Here is a 20,950-nt window from a genome sequence, read left to right on the forward strand (position 1 = left end):
CGTCGTAGGAAGACCAGGATGGCTTTCGTCGAACCCGTTACCTTGAACGCGCGAGGCGTCGCGCTCGTGCCGCTCGCGCTCGAACACGAGGACGGCCTGCGCGCCGCCGCGGCCGACGGCGAGCTCTGGCAATTGCGCGTCACCTCGGTGCCCGAACCTCAGGAAACGCGCGCCTACATCGAAACCGCGCTGAAGACGCGCGAGGCCGGCCATCGTCTTGCCTTCGCGGTCACCGACGAAGCCAGCGGCACGGTGCTCGGCTGCACGAGCTACCACGACATCGTGCCGTCGCTCAAGCGCGTCGAGATCGGCTACACGTGGTATGCGAAACGCTGCCAGCGCACGCACGTCAACACCACTTGCAAGCTGCTGATGCTCACCCATGCCTTCGACACGCTGGGCTGCCACGTGGTGGGTTGGCGCACCGACAACTTCAACCATGCCTCGCAACGCGCCATCGAACGGCTCGGTGCGCACAAGGATGGCGTGATCCGCGGCCATGCGCTGCGCCGCGACGGCACGATCCGCGATACGGTGATGTACAGCCTGCGCTCCGGCGAATGGCCGGAGGTTCGGGCGCAATTGCTCTATCTGCTGGACAAGCCGCGTTCATCCCAGGAGTAGTTCGCCATGCTGATCGACTTCTTCTACACCTTGCGCTCGGCCAAGCTGCCGGTCTCGGTCAAGGAATACCTCACGCTGCTGGAAGCGCTGCAGGCCGACGTGGTCGGACCCGACTCCGACGGCGCCTACGGTCTCGACGACTTCTACTACCTCTCGCGCACCGCGCTGGTGAAGGACGAGAAGCACTACGACAAGTTCGACCGTGCCTTCGCCGCCTACTTCAAGGGCATCGAGGCGCTGACCGACTTCACCAAGGAAGTGCCGCTCGACTGGCTGCGCAAGACGCTGGAGCGCGAATTCACGGCCGAGGAGAAGGCCAAGATCGAGAAGATGGGCTGGGACGAGCTCATGGAAACGCTCAAGAAGCGCTTCGAGGAACAGAAGGAACGCCACGAGGGCGGCAGCAAGTGGATCGGCACCGGCGGCACCTCGCCCTTCGGGCACGGCGGCTACAACCCGCAGGGCATTCGCATCGGCGGCGCGGGCAAGAACAAGAGCGCGGTCAAGGTGTGGGATCAGCGCGCCTACAAGGACTACGACGACAACCAGGAACTGGGCACGCGCAACATCAAGATCGCACTGCGGCGACTGCGCAAGTTCGCGCGCGAAGGCCACGAGGACGAGCTCGATCTCGACCACACGATCCAGTCGACCGCCGCCAACGCCGGCTACCTCGACATCAAGATGCGGCCGGAGCGCCACAACAACGTGAAGGTGCTGCTGCTGATGGATGTCGGCGGCACGATGGACGAACACATCCAGCGCGTCGAGGAGCTGTTCTCGGCCGTCAAAACGGAGTTCAAGCACCTGGAGTTCTACTACTTCCACAACTGCGTCTACGACTTCATGTGGAAGAACAACCGCCGGCGTTTCTCCGAGAAGTTCGCGACCTGGGACATCCTGCGCAAGTACAACAAGGACTACAAGCTGATCTTCGTCGGCGACGCCACGATGAGCCCCTACGAGATCCTGCAGCCGGGCGGCAGCGTCGAATACAACAACGAGGAGGCCGGGGCCGAGTGGATCCAGCGCCTCACGCATGCGTTCCCCAAGTTCGCGTGGATCAACCCCGAGCCGCAGGGTGTCTGGCAGTACCGCCAGAGCATTGCGGTGATGCAACAACTTGTATCGCACCGGATGTACCCGCTCACCCTCAAAGGCCTCGAAGAGGCGATGCGCCTACTCTCGAAATAGGCCCCGCGGGCCTGTTGCTTTGAGCCCTCACTCTGCCGGAGATTCTGATTGCATACCCAAAAAAAGGTATGTATTCGTGAAGACGTTGCGTTACAGTTAACACTTAAGGATTCACATAAATACTCCCCTTCACACTTGAGTCCTGGAGGAGGCACCCTGCCATGTCCGCGCTGCTCTCGTTTGACGATGCTCCTGCACACGAGCAATCCCTGAGGGACGCGCCTTCGCTGGCGCTGGTCGAAGCACCCGCCGACTTCGTGAGCATCCGCGGCGTTCGCCTGCCGATGGCCGAACTGGTCAACCACTCGTTCTTCGAAGCCCAGGAACGCGAACGCCTTCATCAGCAACTGCTCGCCGGCAAACCCTGTCCGCACCTCGTGATGGACGGCCTGTTTCATCCGGGGTTGCTCGAACTGGTGGCCGAAGAGTTCGACGACCTTCGAAGCGACGGCTGGGTCGACGTCAAGAGCCGCTACGAAACGCTGCGCCGTTCGGCCCCCGGCGTCACGCTGGGGCCGGCCTCGCAGCTCTATTTCGACATCCTCAATTCGGGCTGGTTCACGGAGTGGCTGTCTTCCGTGTCGGGCGTTCCCTACCTGCTGCCGGATCCGAAGCTGTGCGGTGGCGGACTGCACGAAAGCCGCACCGGCGCGACCTTTGCCGTGCACCGCGATTTCAACCGGCACCGTTCGCTCGGGCTGCAGAACGAGATGGTGTTCATCACCTACCTCAACAAGGGCTGGGATCCGGAGTGGGGCTCGGCACTCGAACTGTGGGACAAGAAGGCAGGCCGCTGCGTCACCAGCGTGCAACCCGAATTCGGCCGCACCATCCTGCTGCCGCACGGGCCGGCCAGTTTCCACGGCCACACCAAGCCGCTGAAAGCGCCCGACAACCGACCGCGCCGCTCGGTCGCCGCGTATTTCTACACCAGCCCGTTCGCCGGCCAGCAGCACAGCGAAGCGCTGACGGTCTTCATGCAGCCGGCCCGGCTCGACAAGATCAAGGCCTTCGCCCGCATGGTGACGCCACCGGTGCTGTGGTCGCTGGCGCGGAAGTTCACCCAGCACTGACGATCGCGCGCACCGCGCGCGGCCCGAACACGGCCGCGCTTGCTGTCAGAATGGCCGCATGGTCAGGGCGGTACCTTCTCTTGCGCCGGCGTGGATGCCGGCGTTGCTTTTTGCGGGCAGCCTTCTCTTGCAGGGCTGCAGTCTGCTGCCGACCAGGAATTCGACAGAAGCCGATGCCGTTCCGGCGCCGGTCACCGGTACCGCCCCGAAGACCGGCGGCGATGCCTTCACGGTGGACGTGCGCGCGCCTGCTCCGGTGCACGACTATCTGGTGCGCAACCTCGAGATCCAGCGCTACCGCGCGTTGAGCGACCTGGGCGCATCGGAGCTTTCGCGCCTGATGGTCGCCGCCGAGGCGAATGCGCGCGAGCTGCTCGGCACGCTCGGCTACTTCACGCCGACGCTCACCCTCGAGCTGAAGGAAACGCCCGGAGGCAAGGCGCCGCGCAAGGTGACGATCACCGTCGAACCCGGCGAACAGACGCGCGTGAGCACTGTGCAGATCGGCTTCAGCGGTCCCATCGCCGACGATACGGCCTCCCAGGCGCAGCGCGACGCCATCCGCACCGGGTGGACGCTGCGCGCGGGCCAGCCTTTCAGCCAGCAGGCCTGGGACAACGCCAAGGCCGCCGCCCTGCGCAACCTGACGGCCAAGCGCTATCCGACCGGCAGCCTGTTGTCGAGCCGCGCCGACATCGACGCCGACCGCAGCGAAGCCAGGCTGGGCGTCACCTACGTCTCCGGACCGTCCTATCGCTTCGGCCCGCTGGAAGTGCATGGGAGCCAGCGCTACGACGCCGACGGCGCGCGCCGCATCGCGCGCGTGCCCACCGGCACCGACTACGACCAGCAGAAACTGCTCGATGCGCAGCAGCGCCTGGCCAGCAGCGGCTACTACGACTCCGTCTTCCTGACGCTCGACACCGAAGGCAACAACCCCCTGTGGGCGCCCGTCATCGCCCAGGTGCGCGAGGCGCCGCTGCAGAAGGTGGTGCTCGGCGCCGGCTTCACGACCGACAGCGGACCGCGACTGTCGGTCGATCACATCCACAACCAGCTGCCGCTGCTCGGATGGCGCGCCGTATCCAAGCTGTCGCTCGACCGCGAGACGCAGTCGCTCGGCACCGACTGGAATGCGATCCCCGACGACAAGGGCTGGCGCCCGTTCGTGTCGGGCTTGCTGAAGAGCGAGACCTCCGGCAGCTACAAGGTCGACAGCGGCCGGCTGCGCGGCGGCATCGGCAGGAGCAGCGACCACATCGACCGCAGCTACTTCCTGCAGTACGACTACGCCCAGAACCACGGCATCGACGCACCGCCGTCGGCCTCCGCGCTGAGCATCAACTGGAACTGGACCGCGCGCTATTTCGACGATGCAGCCGCGCCCACCCACGGCCACGGCCTGGCGCTGGAACTCGGCACCGGCTACACGCTGACCGGCCCACGCCTGCCGTTCACGCGCGCCTACGGACGCTGGGTCGGCATCTTTCCGTTCGGCAGCGTGCAGGGCGACGACGGCACGCAGGCCCGCCAGGGCCGCATCCAGCTGCGCGCCGAGGGCGGCGCGGTGTTCGCCAAGGACGCTGCGCAGATTCCGTCGACCCTGATGTTCCTCACGGGTGGCGACACCACGGTGCGCGGCTACAGCTACCGGCAGATCGGCACTGTGCGGGCCGACGGCCAGATCGAGGCCGGCCGCTACCTTGCAGTGGCCAGCGCCGAATGGCAGCGGCCCTTCGTGTACCACGGCAAGCTCACCGACTGGGAGAGCGTCGTGTTCATCGACGCCGGCGCCGTGGCCGACAAGCCGGCCGAACTCCAGGCCAAGGTGGGTGTCGGCATCGGCGCGCGCTGGCGCAGCCCGGTGGGACCGGTGCAGGCCGACCTGGCCTACGGCGTGGCGACGAGGCGCTTCAGATTGCACCTGCGCCTGGGCTTTTCCTTCTGAGGCACGGCTCGATGAACGACGATGCCGTTGCCAAGCCCACGCCGCCCGCGCCTGTGCCGGAGGTGCGCCGTTCGCGTGCCCGCCGCGCCTGGCTCGCCCTTGCCTGGAGTCTCGCCGGGCTGGTCGCGCTGGTGCTCGTGCTCGCGGCCGGCGCCTGGTGGTGGCTGGGCTCCAACCAGTCGCTGGCCTACGCGCTGACACAGGCCGCGCGCCATCTGCCCGCCGGCCAATCGCTGGAAAGCCGCGACGTGACGGGCTCGCTGAGGGCCGGCGGCCACATCGGCTGGCTGCGCTGGCAAGGCCCCGGCCTCGCGGTCGAAGTGCACGACGCGCGCATCGGCTGGGAGCTGGCGCCGCTGCTCCAGCGCAAGGTCCAGCTCGGCGAGGTGCATGCGGCCCAGGTGGCCATCGAACGCCGCGGGCCGCCCTCGGACAAGCCCGTCGAACCGCTCGAACCCATCGTGCTGCCGGTCGAGGTCGAGCTGCCGTTCCGCATCGACGAACTGCGCTGGGCCGGCCCGCCTGCGCTGCAGGCGACCGGCCTCGCCGGACACTACCGCTACGCCGACGCGCAGCACCAGCTCGACGTGACGGGCGTCGACATTGCGGACGGCCACTACGCCGCGCACGTCAAGCTGCAAGGCCCGGCACCGATGGCGCTCGACGCAGCGCTCGACGGGCGCGTGCGCGCCCCGCTGGCGAAAGACCGCAGCATCGACGTGCTGGCCGAGGCCACCCTCAAGGGCACGCTCGCCACATCCGCGGCGCGGCTCGCGGCGACGGCGCAACTGAAGCCCGTGGACGAAAGCGCCGAGGCGCCGATGCAAGCGCAGTTGCAGGCGAACATCGCGCCCTGGCTGCCGCAGCCCGTGATCGATGCCAAGGCCGACCTGCGCAACGTCGACCTCGCCCGACTCTGGCCGCAGGCGCCCGCGACGCTGCTGAGCGGCGAGATCGAAGCCGGCCCCGACGCCGGCAGCACGCCCGGTGGCCCCCAGGTCTGGCAGGCCAGCGCCGACATCCGCAATGCCCTGCCCGGCCCCTGGGACACGGCGAAACTCCCGATCGAACAGGTCGAGGCACGCGCGAGCTTCGACGGCACGAACTGGGACATCCCCGAGGCCACCGTGCGGGCCGGCGGCGGACGCATCGAGGCCGAAGGACGGTGGAGTCCCGCGCCCGCACCGTGGCAGGCGCGCGCGACGATCGAGGGCGTGCGTCCCGGCGCGCTCCACACCGAACTCGCAGGCGCGCCGGTGAACGGCCGCATCCGCGCCGAACAACGCGCCGAAGCCCTGATGTTCGACCTCGCGCTCCAGGCCGAGGGCGGTGCCGGCAGCGCGGCACTGCAGGGTCTGCGGCTCGACCGCGCGGTGGCCGAGGGCCAGTGGGAGAAGCAGGTGCTCGACCTGCGTGCGCTGCACATCGACGCCGCGCACGCCAGCCTCGACGGCAAGCTGCAGCTGCGCGTGGCCGAGCAGGCCGGCAGCGGCGACCTGAACCTCGTCCTTCCGGGCGGCAAGGCGCAGGTGCACGGCCGCATCGCACCCGCCTCGGGCGGCGGGAACATCAAGGCGCAGGTCGACGATGCCGTCGCCCTGCAGCGCTGGGTCGAAGGCCTGCCCGGCCTCGAGAATGTGTTCACGGGTGCGACGGCGCAAGGCAATGCACGGCTCGATGCCAGCTGGCAAGGCGGATGGCAGGCGGTGCAGCGGCGCCTGCAGAACGCGACGGAGCCCGCCGCGCGCCCTGCGGCCGAGCCCACGCTGCAGGCCACGCTCGCGGTGCCGCGACTCGATGTGCGGCTGCCGCCGCCAGCGTCGGGCGCCGCGACCGCGCTGCGGTTGAACGGCGTGCACGCGGAACTGTCGGGCAGCCTGGCCCAGGCGACGCTGGCGCTGAAGGGCGAGGCATCGAGCGGCACGCAGAAGATCACGCTCGACACCCGGGCCAGCGGCGGCCTCGAGCGCGCCCGGCAATGGCGCGCGGCCGTCGCCAGCCTGCGCGTGCAGGCGCAGGACAGCACGCGGCCCGGCCCCTGGACGCTGGAGCTGAGCCGCGCCCTCAGCGCCACGGTGCGCACCGTACCCGGCAACGCACCTCGGCTGGAGGTCGAGGCCTCCGCTGCGGCCGCGACGTTGCGCGGCCCCGCGCCCGGCACCGTCCGCATCGATTGGGAACCGCTGCGTTTCAGCCGGAGCGGCGCCGCCACCAGCCACGCCTTCCGCCTGCAATCGAAAGGTCGCCTGCAGGGCTTGCCGATGGCCTGGGCCGAAGCGCTCGGCGGCAACTCGGCGCTGGCCGAGGCCGGCATCAGCGGCGACCTGCTGTTCGATGGCGATTGGGACATCGATGCCGGCGACACGCTGCGCGCCCGCGCCCGGCTCACGCGCCAGAGCGGAGACATCCGCGTGCAGGCCGGCGAAGCGGCGCTGGTCACGCGCATCACCAGCCACGGCACCGGCACGGCGAGCGAACGCAGCATGAATGCGGCGTCGGAGGGCCTCAGCACGCCGGCCGGCCTGCGCCAGGCGGAACTGACGCTCGACGCCGAAGGCGACACGGTGCGTGCCAAGCTGGCCTGGGACAGCGAACGCGCCGGCACCATCCAGGCGGAGGCCAGCACGCACGTGTTGCAGCATGCGGGCGGCTGGCAATGGGCGCCCGATGCGCCGCTCGCCGGCCATGTCGCGGCACGGCTGCCCAACCTCGGCGTGTGGTCGATCCTCGCGCCGCCCGGCTGGCGCGTCGCCGGCACGCTGCAGGCCGACGCCACGCTCTCGGGCAGCCGCGCTGCGCCGCGCTGGAACGGCACGCTGGGCGCCGACCAGCTGGCGCTGCGCGCGCTGGTCGAAGGGCTGGACCTGCGCGACGGGAAACTGCGCGCCTCGCTGTCGGGCGACCATGTCGAGATCACCGAATTCACGCTCAAGGGCGGCGCCGGCAGCCAGGTCCGCATCGCGGGCCAGAGCGGCAACCGCAGCACCGGGGCCAGCGAAGCCGCGAGCGACGGCGGCACGCTCTCGGCGCGCGGCCAGCTCTCGTGGGCGTCGATGTCGCCCGCGAGCGCCGGCTCGGGCCTGCGCATGGACCTGCAGGCCCAGGTGCGCGCGTTGCGCGTGCTGGTGCGCACCGACCGCCAGGTCACGCTCTCGGGCGATCTGCAAGCCAGATTGGAGAGCGGCCAGTTCACCGTGCGCGGCAACCTCAAGACCGACCGCGCCGTGATCATCCTGCCCGACGAGACCGCACCCAGCCTCGGCAGCGACGTCTTCGTGCACTCGGCGGCGAAAGACCGCGAAGCCGAACAGGAAACCCGGCGCCAGACCGCGCGCGACGAAACCCAGGCGGCCAGGGCGCAGACCGCCAAGCCCTTCGACGTCGCCGTGACCTTCGATCTCGGCGACGATTTCGCGGTGCAGGGACGCGGCATCACCACGCGCCTGGAGGGCAAGCTCGACATCCGCAGCAACTCGCTCGACGCGCCGCCGCGCATCACCGGCGAGGTGAAGACCGTCAAGGGCCAGTACCGCGCCTACGGCCAGCAGCTGGACGTGGAAACGGGCCTGGCGCGCTTCAACGGCCCGTTCGACAACCCGCAGCTCGACATCCTGGCGATCCGTCCCAACATCACGCAGCGCGCCGGCGTCCAGATCAGCGGCACCGCGCAATCGCCGCGCGTGCGCTTGTATTCCGAGCCTTCGCTGTCGGACGCGGAGACGCTGTCATGGGTCGTGCTGGGCCGTGCATCGGCCGCCAGCGGCGGCGAGTCGCTGCTGATGCAGCAGGCCGCGCTGGCGCTGCTCAGTGGCCTCGGCAAGGGCAGTTCCGGCGGCGGGCTCGCCAGCCGCTTCGGGCTCGACGAGGTCGGCTTCAAGGGGCCGGGCAGCGGCGGTGATCTGCGCGAATCGGCGGTCACGCTCGGCAAGCGGCTGGCGCGGGATTTCTATCTCACCTACGAGCGCAGCCTGTCGGGCACCCTGGGCACCCTCTTCATCTTCTACGACCTGACCACCCGGCTGACGCTGCGCGCGCAGGCAGGCCAGCAAAGCGGCATCGACCTGATCTACACGGTCAAGTACGACTGAACTGGTAAAGTCGCGTTCGCCTTCGTCCTCGTAGTTCAATGGATAGAACGGGGTCCTCCTAAGACTCAGATACAGGTTCGATTCCTGTCGAGGGCACCAGTAAGCCATTGATTATTAACGAAATTAATATCGTTCGGGACGCAAGCGGGACAAAAACGAGGGCATAGAACGTTGTCAACGCCGGGCTGTATGTTTAGCCAGCTACGCCGTCGGACACAGCCGCGACGTGCGAAAAGTGGCGCTTTCGCTAAGCCCAATCGCTTGATACGGTAATACCGAGTCCATATACTGACGTTAAGCAAGCAGGCAATTTTGCCTCGAAACGCAGAGAAGACCCCGTGAACCGCAAACCACATTCAGCTGACGCTGCCTCGCAGGGCGTGCGCTCTGCTTCGCCTGCGTACAACCTGCAGGATGTGAAGGCCAGAGCGATGCGGTCGTCGGCCTCTGCCCATGTGAAGCCTCCGGCTGGAGGTGGCAGCATGTTCGGATTCGTTCCCCCTGACATCGAAATCAGAGTCTGCCACTGGCCGAAGCTCTAAGCCGGCCTTGCGGATCCGGGACTACGTCAACACTCACGGTGTCGACGCTTTCAACAGAGACGATTTCTTTTTTGTAGGCTCGAAGGTCTCGAATGATCCTGCGCGCTTGGTCTTGGTGGGCGGCCAAGCGATCGAAGCTTGGGGGCTCTACTTCAAGGTCTTGGCTCCGAGCGGCGACGTTCAGCCACTGACTGAGGATACCGACTGGTTCGGCAAAAAAGAGTCTGCGATCTGGTTGTGCAAGCAACTAGGCCGAGATAACACCGACCTTCAGTTGGCCTCGCCCGAAGATCCGTCGCCCAACACTGCAGTAGCGTTTCACAAGCGCCCAGACGGAAGAGTCGTGTTGATCGATTTTTTGAAATCGCTCGTCGGACTCGATCCCAAGGCCATTGTTGAACGCGCGGTGCCTGTTCAAGTTGGCCCGGTCCACCTCTACATCCTGCACCCATTGCTGTGTCTTGAAAGTCGCCTGGCGAACTTGGCGCATCTTCCTGCAAAGCGCAACAGCAATGGTGTGATGCAAGCGCAGTGGGCAATCAACATCGTTGCAGCATATTTACGCCAGCTCGTGGAAATCGCACCGATGCGCGAGGCTATGACAGCCTGCCGCGAGGTCTCGGAGGCGGCTGAGTATCGAGCAGGCCCCTACTGCTACGACGAGTTCAACATCGATCCCCTTCAGGCGATCACTCGCGAACTTTTGGAACGCATCGGCGGCCTGTTTTCTACTGAGGATTGGCCGCGACGCCTTGCACGAATCGACAAGCAGAGAGCCAAGCGTGCCGCGCGGGTGATCGCGCGACAGCAAATCGTTAGCTACAAGTTCACGCTGACGCCACCGACCAAGCCGCAGAAAGCTTGAGAGTGATATCAGCTACGGAGAGGCCTAAAATACCCTCACCGCGGCAAACGATACGTCGTCCCCGGGAGTGCTCATCAGGTTGTGCCGTGTCAATGGCGGTCTTCGGACCGTGAAAGTACGAGAGGTGGAAATCGGCGCCACCCCCTCCTGATTGGCCCGCAAAGCCCCCTACATCAGGGGGCTTTGCTGTTTCTGGCGCCCGGGTGCGCAAGATGACATCTGCCGATGGAAGCGGTAAAATCGCTCTACCGTGTCGGCACCCCCGGCCGTAGTGTTTTTCCGCGGTGACGCGCTTCGGCAAGAGTGAGTACCCAACCTCACCCCGCGGACAAGACCAGATAGGCCCCCGATCGAAAGACCCGGGGGCTTATTTCTTTCTGGGCGGCAGCCCATCCGGAAAGATGCTGCGGATCTCGAACCCGGCGTCGCCCGGCGCCAGCGGCATCGTCGCGTCGTAATACCGCTTTGTGACCGGATCCCATTGCCTGCGGTTGACCAGGGCCGGATTTTGGAAGGCCTTCGCGGGATCGAGGTCGACGCCTGCACGCGGCTGCATCGCCCGCTCGGCGAAGTCCGCCATTTCCTCAGGCGTGTAGTTCTGCTGATCGACGCGCTTGGCCAGCAGCTTGTTGAACGCCGCATCGGTCATGAAGACCTGATTGCTCGGCGCCGTCAGGCCGTACCGCGCGAGCTGCTTCGCCTGGCCGTCCGTCACGTCACCAAAGGGATATGTCCCGCTCGACTGGCGAGCGCGCATGTCGGCGAGATACCGCGCCTTGCCGGCCGGAAAGATTGCACCGATCTGTGAATCCAGTGACCCGGGCCGCGGGCCGCTGTTCATCATGTCGATCACAGAGTTTGCGTCGATGACGGGCAACGCGCGCGCGACCTTGGCGCCGGCGACGGGCAGCGCCGCGGTAGCGAGCGCCTCAGCCAGCGCGTTGCGATTGGGCGAGACGAAGCCGCCATCCTGCAGCTTCTGGCCGATCCATTCCGAGCCCCCTACCGGGTTCGTGATCGGCTGCGGCAGCTGGTCGGCCGACAGCAGCCCCATCTGGCCGCCCAGATAGCCCCCAGCCATGAGGCCCGCATTCACCACGCCGGTCGCAGCATCGACCGGCGCCCCCAGCAGGCCGCCGACAACGCCGCGGTTTGCCGCATCGAGCAGGCCGCCGCCGAAGTCGGAACGGAAGGCAGGATCCGAGAGCGCATCGAGCAAGCCCATCTACCTGCCTCCCGCTGGCTGCTGTTCGGCGATGCGCCGCACCGCGTCGCCACTGGTCTTGCTGCCATGGCTCGAGCCGATGAAGTACGCGACGGCCCCGGTGAAGCCCACCTCGACCGTCGAGAACGCCCGCGTGATGAGCGCGCGCACGAACTCGTCGGTGGGCATCTTGCCGAAGTAGAACAGCGCGAACTCGCACGCATAGAGCCCGAGCAGCAGGAAGAAGATGACCTGCGGCATGTAGTCCTTGGTCGCGACCTGGCGCGCACGCGCGTCCTGCACGTCCTTCAGGTAGGCGGCGTCGGTGTCGGCCGCGAGCTTGGCCAAGTCGACATCGAGCTCCTTCATCTTCGTCTGAAAATCGTTGTCGGCCGCCTTGATTGCCGCGATCTGCTCGCCGGTGAGCTGGCCGCTCGCGATGGCAGTCGCAATGTCGTCCGTGCTTGCATCAGGCTTGCCGAAGATCGCATTCGACAGCATCGTGACGCCGATGCCGAGCGCGGGCGTTCCGAACGCGTTGGCCACGGCCGGCGCGAGCGTGCCGACGAGCTTTTTCCAGTCGAAGGAAGATGCGTCTGCCATCAGAGCCCCAGCGCTGCGCGCGCCGCCTCGTGGTAGCCGTTCCAGGTGTCGCGGATCGGCTTGCCCGGCCGCCATACGCGCACGTAGAGATCCCAGGCCGTGGCCGGATCGTCGACGGCCGGCAACGGATAGGGATCGGTCCACAACAGCAGTCGAGCCGCGCACGCAGCAAGGATGTCGTCGGTCTCCAGCCGCGCCCAGATCATCGGGATGTCGAACGGGCAGTCACGCGCCGCGCACACCTGATGCAGGATGCCGGTGGTCGTGTGGAAGTTGAAGATGCCCTTCACGCCGCCGCCGCGCTCCATCTGCCAGAAGCCGCGCGCAGGCCCGTTGCCCATCTGCCGGCGGTACTTGAAAAGGCTCTCCTGCTGCCCCTGCGTGAGCAGCTGCAATCGCGCACGCGGGCTGTCCATTGCCAGCGGCAGCATTGCGAGTGCAGGATTGAGGATCTTCGCGATGACTTGCGCCAGCGGCATCGGGGTATCGAGGTCCATGGCGTACTCCCTATTCCAGATCGCCGGGCGCGGTGAAACGACCTTCGGCCCAGCGCTTCAGGCGCAGACCCCACGCGGTTTCTTCGCGGACCCATTTGCGGATCAGGTAGGCGATCTGCAGCATGCCGAGCACGATCGCGAGCACGGTGGTCCAGTTGATGCCGGCCCACCATGCGAGAAAGCTCGCCGGCGTGGTGCGCACTGCGAGCTCGTAGACGATGTCCTTGATCTCGTGCTTCATGCAGGCTCCCCCTTCGCGATCACGTCCTGCACCTGGTCGTTGATCTCGGGCCGCGGGATCTCGCGCAGCACCCATTGCTGTTGTGCGTCGTCGAAGGCCGCATAGAGACCGTCGCCGAAGCCGGTGGGCGGCGTGATGACGGTCGCATAGGCGGGCACATGGAAGACGCCAGGCTCGAGCTGGCATTCGTCGGCGCGCCCCGTCCCGAGATAGGCTCCGGTCGAAGGGCTGTAGTGATGAACAAGCATGTCCGGACCTCAGTACTTGATGAAATGGGGAAAGGCGTAGTTCTTGGGCACCCCGTCGCCGCCCGAGCTGACGACGCTGATGCCAGTCGCTGCACCGAAAAGAGAGATTCCGGTGGCGGCTCCGAAAATGTTGTGGGCGTGCAGCCCGGCGACGCCGGTGGCGCTTGCGCCAGGGCTATACAGGGGCACGGCGCCCGCAAAGATGTTCCCTGCGAACACGCTGGCGAACTGGTCGACGCTGTGTTGGTGATTGCCCTGTGCATCCATCGAATGCGTGTGGGTCGGGTCGGATACCCCATGCGTATGGGTTGGGTCGCTGACACTGTGCGTGTGCGCCGCGTTCCGATCGACCTGGTAGCTGCCGAGCAAGCGCGAAGCGTCGATGCCGCGGCTCTCGTCGAGATCGCGGATCATCGTGCCGCGCGTGTCGGGCAGGCGGAACGTCGTCGAGCCATCGCCAACCGAGAAACACCCTTGCATGTTGGCGTTCCAAGTCGCCTCGCTTACCAACCCTTGCGCGGTCGCAAAAGCGAAGAGGTTCGGGTAGGTGGTGCGCGAGATCAGCGCGCCATTCATACGAATCCAGCCGATCGGCGCTATCGAGCCGGCGAATGCCGACACCATGCCGGTCGGGATACCGGCGCCGTCGCGCAGCTGGGCGATGAAGCTGAGCGCGAGGCGGATCGCATCGTCGAGCGTTGAAGGAAGATCTGTCGTGCCGTCCGGGCCATTCAGCGCTGGATTGGTGTTGCAAGCCGCGAGGGTCGTGATGAGGGCCATGAAGAGCCTTTCAGAAAAAGAAAAACCCGCCGAAGCGGGTTGCAGGAGGGTGCGTGTCAGGCGGTCTAAGATGGCGGCATGTCGCCGTTCCTCGAATACAAGCTTTGGGGAGCCATCACACTCGTCGTGGTGGTCTTCGTCGTGAACTTCGTCTACACGCTGATCACTGGGCGGTCGATAGCAGAGGCGCGCTCCGAACGGCCAGACGATTCAAGTCCGACAGGCCCGCAAGGCCCAGGGGGCGGTTGAGCGCCTGGTAGGCGGCGACCGCTTTTGCGAGCGCCTCGGGGTCGGCCATCAAGGCGCCCAGGCGATCGACGCGCCCTTGTTTGCCCACGCCCTGCAGCGCCGACAGCACCTGCGATCCATAGGGGAGCTTGGCCGCGACGATCCCGATCGCCGGATGGCCGAGCACACCGGTGTTCAGCGCGTTCTGCAGGTTCTTCGCGGTGGGCGAGCCCTTCGCCATGCCGAGCGATGCAGCAGCGTCCGCGGTCGCGAGGTTCGAGCCCACACCGCGCAGCGTCGCCTGCTCGCCCTCGTTGAAGAGGCCTGGGATGCCGATGCTGTGCGCCTTGAGCCAGTCGCCGAACTTCGTGTTCGTGAGGTTTCCGAGGCGATCGGTCTGGTTCGCGGCCTGCGTGACGGCATAGTTCTTCAGCAGGCTCGTCGTCTGCGGTGTCGCGACCTTGCCGAATGCGGCCAGGTCATCGGCCTGCGAGCCGCCCGCATTCCAGAACTTCGGCGCGAGCTCGGCGCCCTGCACCGCGGCCTGGTTGTCGCCGCCCTTGCGGAATAGCGACGCCTGTGGGCCGGTTCGGAATGTGTGGACCTGGTCGCGCTTGGCCTGCAGCGCATCCTGCCACTGCTGCACCGTCTCGGGCGGGAAGTTTTCACCGAAATTGCCGCGCCCGTCGGCAACCGCCTGCACGCGCGAGTCGATGTCGCCGATCATCTTGCGCAGCGCTGCCGATTCGGCGTTTGCGCCGGCCGAGCTGTTCTCGATGCCACGCGCCGCGGCACTGAGCGATGACCGTAGGTTCTGCACCTGGGCGAAGGGAATCGCTTTCGGGATCGTGATCGCGCTCGGTGGTTCGCCCTGCGACGCTTCCAACCGACCGCGGAACATCGCGTCGGCGTCAGCGCTGTTCGACACAGCCGATTCGCCCGCGGCATGGTCACGCAGCGCGTTGAGCAGCGTCGCGGGATCGTCGTCTTCCAGGAATCCTGCCTCGTGCAACCGCGATGCCAGCTTGTCCAGCGACTGACCGGTGCCCTTCTTCACCACACCGCGCAGCCCCGATTGGGTGAGGTCGCGCAACTCGCCCGCGAAGGCCTGCCCGGCCGGCGTCTCGCTGTTGATGCCGCCGGCGGCCTTCACGGCGTCGAATACCGTCGGCCCCCCCTTCGTGACCTTGGCCACGGTCGGCGCCTCAAGCGTCTGCTGGCCGATCTCGCGCGCCGTGGACAGCGCCTGCTGCGCCTTGGATCCCATGCCGAAGGTGCCGGGCCCGAGATAGGTGTCCGCTTGCGCCTGCATGTTGCCGATCGGCAGCTCGAACGCGGTGACCTGGTCGGGATCGATCTTCTTGAATGCCAGATCGGTCTTCGCGCGTGCGGCCGCATCGCCGGCCACGATCTGCGGGCCGGCCACGTTGCCGAACTGCTGTGCCGATTCGAGCGGCGTGCCGGTGACGGGCGAGATCCGACCGAGCGCGGCCTGGCGCGCCGTCTCCTGCGCGGCCGCGGCGCGCTGCAGCGCCGTGTCGCCCGAGTTGTCGAGCGTGCGCGCGAACTGCGAAATGCCGGGGTTCTGCAGGATCTGGGGCACGGTGAGCGGCGCCTGCACGATGCTCGGCCCTTGCTGGCTGAGCGCTGCGCGCACCTGTCCCAGGTCGCTCGACAGCAAGCCGCCGGCATCGAGGATCGAGCGAGCATCCTTGGCGATCGTGGGCGCGAAGGCGCCGCGCACGAGCCGCGGGACAGCCGCACTCGCCTTTTCGGCGCCGGCGAGCGCGGGCGGCAGCAAGGCGCCGATCGCAGCCCCGCCGTTGGCGTCGCCAGGGTCCACGAGCGCTGCCTGCGCGCCGCCGCTGATCGCGCCGCCGGCCATGCGCGCTGGGACGCTGGCCAGCCCGGTGACGCCGCCGGCAGTCATGCCGCCCGAGCCGGTGGCGTCTGCGACCGGCGCGAGGAAGCGGCCGATCGCCGGCAGCACTCGACCGCCGGCCAGCGACGCCGCGGATGCGACGCCGCCTGCAGCTTCGCCGAGCGCCCCGCCGACCGGTGCCGTCGCCAGAATGTTGCCGGCAACACGGATAGGCGTGAAGCCGGTTTCGCCCTCATGCGCCTGGTTGAAGGCGTCGAGGGAGGCCTGCCGAGCGGAATTGAGGTCCGGCCGCAGTGCATTCACCGCGGCGAGCGCGCCGACACCGGGCACCAGCGCGGCCGCGCGCTGCACCGCCGGCTTCGCGAGCTGGTTCAGTAGCGTCGATCCGGTGTCCGCGAAGCCCGAGATCAGGCCGCCCAGCGCCGTCGAATCCTTCACACCGAGCGCGGCGAGCGGGCCGATGCCAGGGATCAGCGCAGCGGCGTGCAGGAAGCGCGAGCTCGAGCCATCGTCGGCCTTCGGCGCGGGCGCATCCAGATCATCGAAGAGCCGGCCGCCGCCGCTCGCAGCAGGAGCCGCCGCGGGCGCTGCACCGATGTCGTCGAAGAGCGCCATGTCAACTTCCTCCGGGCAGCGAAAGACCGATGCTCTGCAGGCGCCGCTGCACCTCGGCGCGCTTGGACGGGTCGCGCATCAGCGCGTTCTGCGCCGCGGATATCGCGGCCTGCGGGCTGCCATAGCCGCCGAACTGGGCAGCCGTGCCGCCCTTGGCCGTCGTCGTCGCCGCGGCCTGCGCATTGAGGCTCGGATTCGTGATGCCGAGCTGCTGCTGCTGGCGCGCCCAGAAACCAGGGAAGTCGCCCGGCGAATTGCCCGGCGTCTTGATGAAATTCTGATAGGCCTGCTGCTCGGCCAGGTCGGCGTTGAACAGTCGCGTGTTGAAGTCGAAGATCTTGCGCACCGCATTCGGGTCGGTGTTGAGATTCGGGTTGTTGGCCTGGAACACCCGGAACTCCGATTGCGAAATCCGGCCCTGCCCGCCCATCGAGGCCTTGAGCGTTTCCATCGCCTGCTGCACCGCGAGCTTCTGGAATTCCTGCATCGAGCCGAGGTCGCCGCCGGCGATGCCGTTCACGACCGACTCCGGCGCGCCGAAGGCCTGCGCGGTCTGCGCGAGGCCCGCGCGCGTTTCCTTGCCGCCGCCGGTCTGGAACTTCTGCAGCGCGTCGACCGCAGCCTGCATGCGCATGTTCAATGCGGCGCCGTTCTGCACGCGCGAGTCGAGCGCATCCTTGTAGGCGTTGGAGCTGGTCGCCTGGGCCTTGAGCAGCGCATCCTGGGCGGCCTGCTGACCCTTCTCCGCCGGCGAGAAGTCGAGCGCACCAGTGGCCGAGCTCGAGGCCGGAGCGCCCGCACCCGGGCCGATCAATGGTGCAGGCGCGGCGCCCGCAGGCGGGTTCACCAGGGATAGCGGGCCTTGCACCGCTGGGCCGGCGCCGGGCTGCTGCGCACGCATCTGCTGGTTCAGCGCCGCGATCGCGTTCGCCTTCTCCTGCGGACTCGCACCCGAGCTGTTGATCAGCTCCATGATGTGCGACGGATCGCCCTGAAAGTTTCCTGTCATACCCGGTTCGGCATGCGGCATGTCCGGCGCAGGAGCGCCGAACGGGCGCCCCGGTAGCGTCACCGGCGGCGGCACGCCGCCGACCTCGGCGAGCTGCGACTGACCGTGCGGCCGACCGTCGGGGCCGATCACGGGCCGACCAGGCGAAACCGCTGCGCGGCTGCGATCCTGCACGTCCTGATATGCCTGAAACGTCGGCACAGCCCCATTCGGCGCCGACACATCGACTGTCCCCTGCGCGTTCGGCAGGATGAGCGAGGTCTGACCAGTGGAGGACGTGGTGACTTGCGGCATGAAGCCGGACGGCAGCTTGTTCCTGTCGTAAGCGTACCCGTTGGCGACCTGCATGTCGGGCGTGCCGCGCTTGAACACCATGTCGGCAATACCCTTGCCGTCGTTGTTCACGAGGTCGAGCGCGAGCGACTCATACGGGATCTGGTAGCGCTGCGAGATCTGCGCGAGCGACATCGGGCCCGCCGGCGTGCTGACTGGCGTTGCAGGCGTGGGCGAGGCGCCACCGGACGGCGCCGCACCACCAGCACCGGCCGCAGCGCCGAAGCCGCCGGAGCCGCCCATGGCCGGCGCGGCGGGAGCGCCAGCGCCACCGACTGCCGGCGTGCTGCCATCGGTCGGGTAGCCGAGAAGGCCGGCCTGCATGTCCATCTTGCGCTTGAGCAGCGCGAGGTTCTGCGCGCGCAGCTGCGCCTGGCTGGTGTTCTCGTCGATCTGCGACTGCATGTACTTGGACTGCAGCTGCGCCTGCCGGTTTGCCTGCACGTTCTGCACCGCGCCGGCCAGGCGCTGGCCGAAGCCCGAGCGATTCGGGTCCGTGGTGGGGCCGCCGGCGGCGAGCAGGCCGAGCCCGAGCGCGCCGTCGTCGCTGGTCAAGAAGTCGAGTAGGCCGGCCATCAGAACACCCCCGGGCCGCCGCCGCCGGAGCCATCACCGGCAGGCGAGCCGCCGACGCTCGAGCCACTGTTGCCGCCTCCGCCGCCATAGATGCCCCACATGTTGGAGACGCCCCCGTTGTAGAGGTTGGCGGGGTCCGCGCCGCCATAGGCGAGATATTGCTGATAGTCGTAGTACTTCTGCGTGCCCTTGGCCGGAATCGGGTCGCCGTACTTGAACGAGCCGTAGCCGCCGACGCCCATCGTCACGCCCATTGGGTTGTCGGCCGTGCGATTGGCCGTGAACTGGTTGTTGCCCTGGTCGACGAACGAGCTCGCGGGCTGCGCCGCGGGCGCCGCGGCCGCGGTGGGCGGCGGCTTGGCACCGAGCACCGAACTCTGGTTGAGGTTCGGCGTGCCGTTCGCGCCCAGAAGGCCGCCACCCGTCCAGTCGAAGGCCTGCGACTTCGCGTTCGGGTTGTTCGGATCGAAGCCGAGCGGCTGGCGCGACAGCTGGCCCAGCAGCGACGGCACCAGGGAGCGCTCATAGTCGCTCAGCCCATATTGGTTCCCGTATGCGGCCGTCTGTTGCGGGCTGAAGGGCTGCGCCGCGTACTGGCCCTGCAGGTTCTGGCCCTGCACGATGTTCGACATCAGCCACGGCTGCGCCGCGGCCCATGGATCTTTGCTGTTGGTCTGCGTGCCGGCACCGCCGTTGCTGTTGGACTTCATCGAGTCCCCGATGAGGCCGATGCCCGCCCCGATTGCTGCTCCCCATGGCATGGCTATTTCCTTTCCGTGCGAATGCACACGATGAGAGTGATCCGGTCGCGCTGGCTGTCGTTGGTGACCCAGTGCGTGTAGGCGTTGTCGAACCAATAGACATCGCCGGGCTTCGTCACCAGCGTGTGGCCGGCGAAGTGGAAGGCCTGCTCGGGAGCGGCCTCGATCTGCACTGCGAACTTTTCGTAGAACCGGGCATGCCATCCCGGATCCGTGTGCGGCCTGCAGGTTCGGCCCGGCTGGATGCGCGTGATCAGCACGCCACCCAGGCGTTCGCCGCGCACGCCGGCCATCAGGGGGAAGACGATCTCGCGCACGGGAAGCAGGTCGGCCGCCGGATACCACACGGAATCGTGTGAGCCGTCCTCGCGCATCGTGGCCGGATCAGCGAAGCGCGGCCAAATGTCATCCAGGCCGTGATGCGGCGAGCCCTCGGGCGCCGTGCGCTCGGTGCGCTGGTTCCAGAGCTCGGGATGGGCCGCGAGCGCCGCGCGCATCGGCTCGACGTTGAGCCCCTGCCACATCAGCCTGATCGGCGCGTAGCCGGCCGGCGCCTCGACCAGGTCGGGGATGTCGTCGCGCTTCACAACATGCTCCTGGCCATCGCGTGCAGGTCTTCGTCGCTCGGCTGGATCAGCACCTCGTCGACATCGCGCGCATCCGTGCAGTCAGTTGCATGGATGCATAGCCACGTCGCCGCCGTCAGCGCGCGCACGCCGTGGTGCTTGCCGGCAACGATCTTCAGGCATGCGGGAGCATCCAACCGCCGCATCTCGCCGTCGACCAGCACCAGCACGGAGCCGCTCACCAGATAGCTCAGATGATCGTGCGCGTGCTTGTGCTGCACCAGCACCGCACCGGCAGGCACGAGCGATTCCTTGATGTAGACGCCGCCACCGAAGTGATGGGTGATCGGATCGGTGCTCATGCCCACCACGTCCCCGTACCCGAGTTGTAGCCCGTGCTGTCGGTGCCGCCCCAGTTCCAGCCCCCCGAGGAACTGCCCGAGCCGCTGCCGAAGATCTTCGATCCCAGCTGCGCGCCGCCCAGCGCAGTTGCGAGCGGGTTGCTCGTGGTGCCCTGCGTGCTGGTGCTGGTCTGCCCGTTGCCGCCGAGGCCGTTGGCGGTCGTGGCGAACTGCTGGTAGTAGTTGAGCGGCGCATTCTGCTGCGTCGTCGTGGAGCTGATGTCGTTGGCGTTGGTGCTGCCGAGCGTGCCGAGCAGCCCGATGCCGGCCTGCAGGTTGCCCATGTTCTGGGTGTAGGCGTCGTTGTTGAGGCTGCGCCCGAAGTTGAGACCGAACTGCTGGTTCTGCTGGTCCTGGCCCTGCTGGTAGTTGTATTCCTGCTGCCGGTTCGTGTAGTCGTTGAATCGAGCCGTGTTCGAGAGGTTGCCCAGGTTCTTCTGCAGGACATTGGCGTCCTGCTGCTGCAATTCCTGCAAGCCCGAATTGCCGAAGGAGCCACTCCTGACCAGCGCGGCGTTCGAGGCCGGCAGCGCAGTCAGGTTGAAGTTCTTAACCATGTCGCCACTGGCCGCATCGATCTGCTGCTGCAGGTACGGGTTGCCATTGAGGTATGGGTTGGTCGCCAGCGTGGGCAGATTCGCGCCCATGCCGAAGTTGTATGGATCTGCCATT

Annotated in this window: 18 protein-coding genes and 1 tRNA gene; 7 read left to right on the top strand and 12 right to left on the bottom strand. The window is 67.3% G+C overall.

All coding sequences use genetic code 11. The annotated features are described in order from the left end of the window. The first annotated feature begins 18 nt into the window (after positions 1-18). From WDLP6_RS22265 to WDLP6_RS22295, 7 genes are all read left to right on the top strand, one after another. Positions 19-624 carry a GNAT family N-acetyltransferase gene (locus WDLP6_RS22265; protein WP_162594104.1) on the top strand — a complete coding sequence of 202 codons (606 nt, stop codon included), beginning with the start codon at positions 19-21 and terminating at the stop codon, positions 622-624. A 6-nt stretch (positions 625-630) separates the two neighbouring features. After that, the gene (locus WDLP6_RS22270; protein ID WP_162594105.1) at positions 631-1,818 is read left to right on the top strand and encodes a vWA domain-containing protein; all 1,188 of its coding nucleotides are present in this window, start codon (positions 631-633) and stop codon (positions 1,816-1,818) included. A 161-nt stretch (positions 1,819-1,979) separates the two neighbouring features. Beyond that, positions 1,980-2,891, top strand: a complete 912-nt coding sequence (locus WDLP6_RS22275; protein WP_162594106.1) for a 2OG-Fe(II) oxygenase — start codon at positions 1,980-1,982, stop codon at positions 2,889-2,891. A 58-nt stretch (positions 2,892-2,949) separates the two neighbouring features. Then, positions 2,950-4,839, top strand: coding sequence for an autotransporter assembly complex protein TamA (locus WDLP6_RS22280; protein WP_162594107.1), 1,890 nt, complete (start codon positions 2,950-2,952; stop codon positions 4,837-4,839). Positions 4,840-4,850: 11 nt separating this feature from the next. Further along, complete coding sequence (locus WDLP6_RS22285; protein WP_162594108.1) at positions 4,851-8,927, top strand: translocation/assembly module TamB domain-containing protein; 4,077 nt, start codon at positions 4,851-4,853, stop codon at positions 8,925-8,927. Between the two features lie 24 nt (positions 8,928-8,951). Further along, positions 8,952-9,026: transfer RNA gene (locus WDLP6_RS22290), tRNA-Arg, on the top strand. Positions 9,027-9,476: 450 nt separating this feature from the next. Continuing rightward, a complete protein-coding gene (locus tag WDLP6_RS22295; protein ID WP_162594109.1) occupies positions 9,477-10,334 on the top strand; it encodes a hypothetical protein in 858 nt (285 codons plus the stop codon). A gap of 367 nt (positions 10,335-10,701) precedes the next feature. Here WDLP6_RS22295 and WDLP6_RS22300 read toward each other — a convergent pair whose 3' ends face one another. From WDLP6_RS22300 to WDLP6_RS22355, 12 genes are all read right to left on the bottom strand, one after another. Beyond that, positions 10,702-11,559, bottom strand: coding sequence for a hypothetical protein (locus WDLP6_RS22300; RefSeq protein ID WP_162594110.1), 858 nt, complete (start codon positions 11,557-11,559; stop codon positions 10,702-10,704). Then, entirely contained in the window at positions 11,560-12,141 is a 582-nt protein-coding gene (locus tag WDLP6_RS22305; RefSeq protein WP_162594111.1) for a hypothetical protein, read from the bottom strand. After that, positions 12,141-12,638, bottom strand: a complete 498-nt coding sequence (locus tag WDLP6_RS22310) for a hypothetical protein (protein ID WP_232077215.1) — start codon at positions 12,636-12,638, stop codon at positions 12,141-12,143. Before WDLP6_RS22310 ends, WDLP6_RS22305 begins: the two co-directional genes overlap by 1 nt. Positions 12,639-12,648: 10 nt before the next feature. After that, entirely contained in the window at positions 12,649-12,879 is a 231-nt protein-coding gene (locus WDLP6_RS22315; protein ID WP_162594112.1) for a hypothetical protein, read from the bottom strand. Beyond that, positions 12,876-13,127: a hypothetical protein gene (locus WDLP6_RS22320; RefSeq protein WP_162594113.1), complete on the bottom strand. Its 252-nt coding sequence runs from the start codon at positions 13,125-13,127 to the stop codon at positions 12,876-12,878. The genes WDLP6_RS22315 and WDLP6_RS22320 overlap by 4 nt, the downstream gene beginning before the upstream one ends. A 9-nt stretch (positions 13,128-13,136) precedes the next feature. After that, positions 13,137-13,907, bottom strand: coding sequence for a tail fiber protein (locus WDLP6_RS22325; protein ID WP_162594114.1), 771 nt, complete (start codon positions 13,905-13,907; stop codon positions 13,137-13,139). Positions 13,908-14,070: 163 nt separating this feature from the next. Next, the gene (locus WDLP6_RS22330) at positions 14,071-16,632 is read right to left on the bottom strand and encodes a hypothetical protein (protein WP_162594115.1); all 2,562 of its coding nucleotides are present in this window, start codon (positions 16,630-16,632) and stop codon (positions 14,071-14,073) included. Position 16,633: 1 nt separating this feature from the next. Next, positions 16,634-18,550, bottom strand: a complete 1,917-nt coding sequence (locus WDLP6_RS22335) for a hypothetical protein (RefSeq protein ID WP_232077536.1) — start codon at positions 18,548-18,550, stop codon at positions 16,634-16,636. After that, complete coding sequence (locus WDLP6_RS22340; protein WP_162594117.1) at positions 18,550-19,311, bottom strand: hypothetical protein; 762 nt, start codon at positions 19,309-19,311, stop codon at positions 18,550-18,552. The genes WDLP6_RS22335 and WDLP6_RS22340 overlap by 1 nt, the downstream gene beginning before the upstream one ends. Positions 19,312-19,313: 2 nt before the next feature. Continuing rightward, on the bottom strand, positions 19,314-19,898 hold the full coding sequence (locus tag WDLP6_RS22345; RefSeq protein WP_162594118.1) for an aspartyl/asparaginyl beta-hydroxylase domain-containing protein: 585 nt from the start codon (positions 19,896-19,898) through the stop codon (positions 19,314-19,316). Then, the gene (locus WDLP6_RS22350; protein ID WP_162594119.1) at positions 19,895-20,239 is read right to left on the bottom strand and encodes a cupin domain-containing protein; all 345 of its coding nucleotides are present in this window, start codon (positions 20,237-20,239) and stop codon (positions 19,895-19,897) included. The genes WDLP6_RS22345 and WDLP6_RS22350 overlap by 4 nt, the downstream gene beginning before the upstream one ends. Further along, positions 20,236-20,949 carry a hypothetical protein gene (locus WDLP6_RS22355; RefSeq protein WP_162594120.1) on the bottom strand — a complete coding sequence of 238 codons (714 nt, stop codon included), beginning with the start codon at positions 20,947-20,949 and terminating at the stop codon, positions 20,236-20,238. The genes WDLP6_RS22350 and WDLP6_RS22355 overlap by 4 nt, the downstream gene beginning before the upstream one ends. Position 20,950 lies beyond the last annotated feature (1 nt).

Source organism: Variovorax sp. PBL-E5, from assembly GCF_901827185.1.
Taxonomy (GTDB): Bacteria; Pseudomonadota; Gammaproteobacteria; order Burkholderiales; family Burkholderiaceae_C; genus Variovorax.

What these genes read in the sequence shown, in the direction of transcription:
- WDLP6_RS22270 (WP_162594105.1), top strand. Translation starts at nt 631, where the DNA reads ATGCTGATCGACTTCTTCTACACCTTGCGCTCGGCCAAGCTGCCGGTC.
- WDLP6_RS22350 (WP_162594119.1), bottom strand. Translation starts at nt 20,239, where the DNA reads ATGAGCACCGATCCGATCACCCATCACTTCGGTGGCGGCGTCTACATC.
- WDLP6_RS22275 (WP_162594106.1), top strand. Translation starts at nt 1,980, where the DNA reads ATGTCCGCGCTGCTCTCGTTTGACGATGCTCCTGCACACGAGCAATCC.
- WDLP6_RS22285 (WP_162594108.1), top strand. Translation starts at nt 4,851, where the DNA reads ATGAACGACGATGCCGTTGCCAAGCCCACGCCGCCCGCGCCTGTGCCG.
- WDLP6_RS22265 (WP_162594104.1), top strand. Translation starts at nt 19, where the DNA reads ATGGCTTTCGTCGAACCCGTTACCTTGAACGCGCGAGGCGTCGCGCTC.
- WDLP6_RS22325 (WP_162594114.1), bottom strand. Translation starts at nt 13,907, where the DNA reads ATGGCCCTCATCACGACCCTCGCGGCTTGCAACACCAATCCAGCGCTG.
- WDLP6_RS22315 (WP_162594112.1), bottom strand. Translation starts at nt 12,879, where the DNA reads ATGAAGCACGAGATCAAGGACATCGTCTACGAGCTCGCAGTGCGCACC.
- WDLP6_RS22340 (WP_162594117.1), bottom strand. Translation starts at nt 19,311, where the DNA reads ATGCCATGGGGAGCAGCAATCGGGGCGGGCATCGGCCTCATCGGGGAC.
- WDLP6_RS22310 (WP_232077215.1), bottom strand. Translation starts at nt 12,638, where the DNA reads ATGGACCTCGATACCCCGATGCCGCTGGCGCAAGTCATCGCGAAGATC.
- WDLP6_RS22300 (WP_162594110.1), bottom strand. Translation starts at nt 11,559, where the DNA reads ATGGGCTTGCTCGATGCGCTCTCGGATCCTGCCTTCCGTTCCGACTTC.
- WDLP6_RS22355 (WP_162594120.1), bottom strand. Translation starts at nt 20,949, where the DNA reads ATGGCAGATCCATACAACTTCGGCATGGGCGCGAATCTGCCCACGCTG.
- WDLP6_RS22280 (WP_162594107.1), top strand. Translation starts at nt 2,950, where the DNA reads ATGGTCAGGGCGGTACCTTCTCTTGCGCCGGCGTGGATGCCGGCGTTG.
- WDLP6_RS22335 (WP_232077536.1), bottom strand. Translation starts at nt 18,550, where the DNA reads ATGGCCGGCCTACTCGACTTCTTGACCAGCGACGACGGCGCGCTCGGG.
- WDLP6_RS22330 (WP_162594115.1), bottom strand. Translation starts at nt 16,632, where the DNA reads ATGGCGCTCTTCGACGACATCGGTGCAGCGCCCGCGGCGGCTCCTGCT.
- WDLP6_RS22320 (WP_162594113.1), bottom strand. Translation starts at nt 13,127, where the DNA reads ATGCTTGTTCATCACTACAGCCCTTCGACCGGAGCCTATCTCGGGACG.
- WDLP6_RS22305 (WP_162594111.1), bottom strand. Translation starts at nt 12,141, where the DNA reads ATGGCAGACGCATCTTCCTTCGACTGGAAAAAGCTCGTCGGCACGCTC.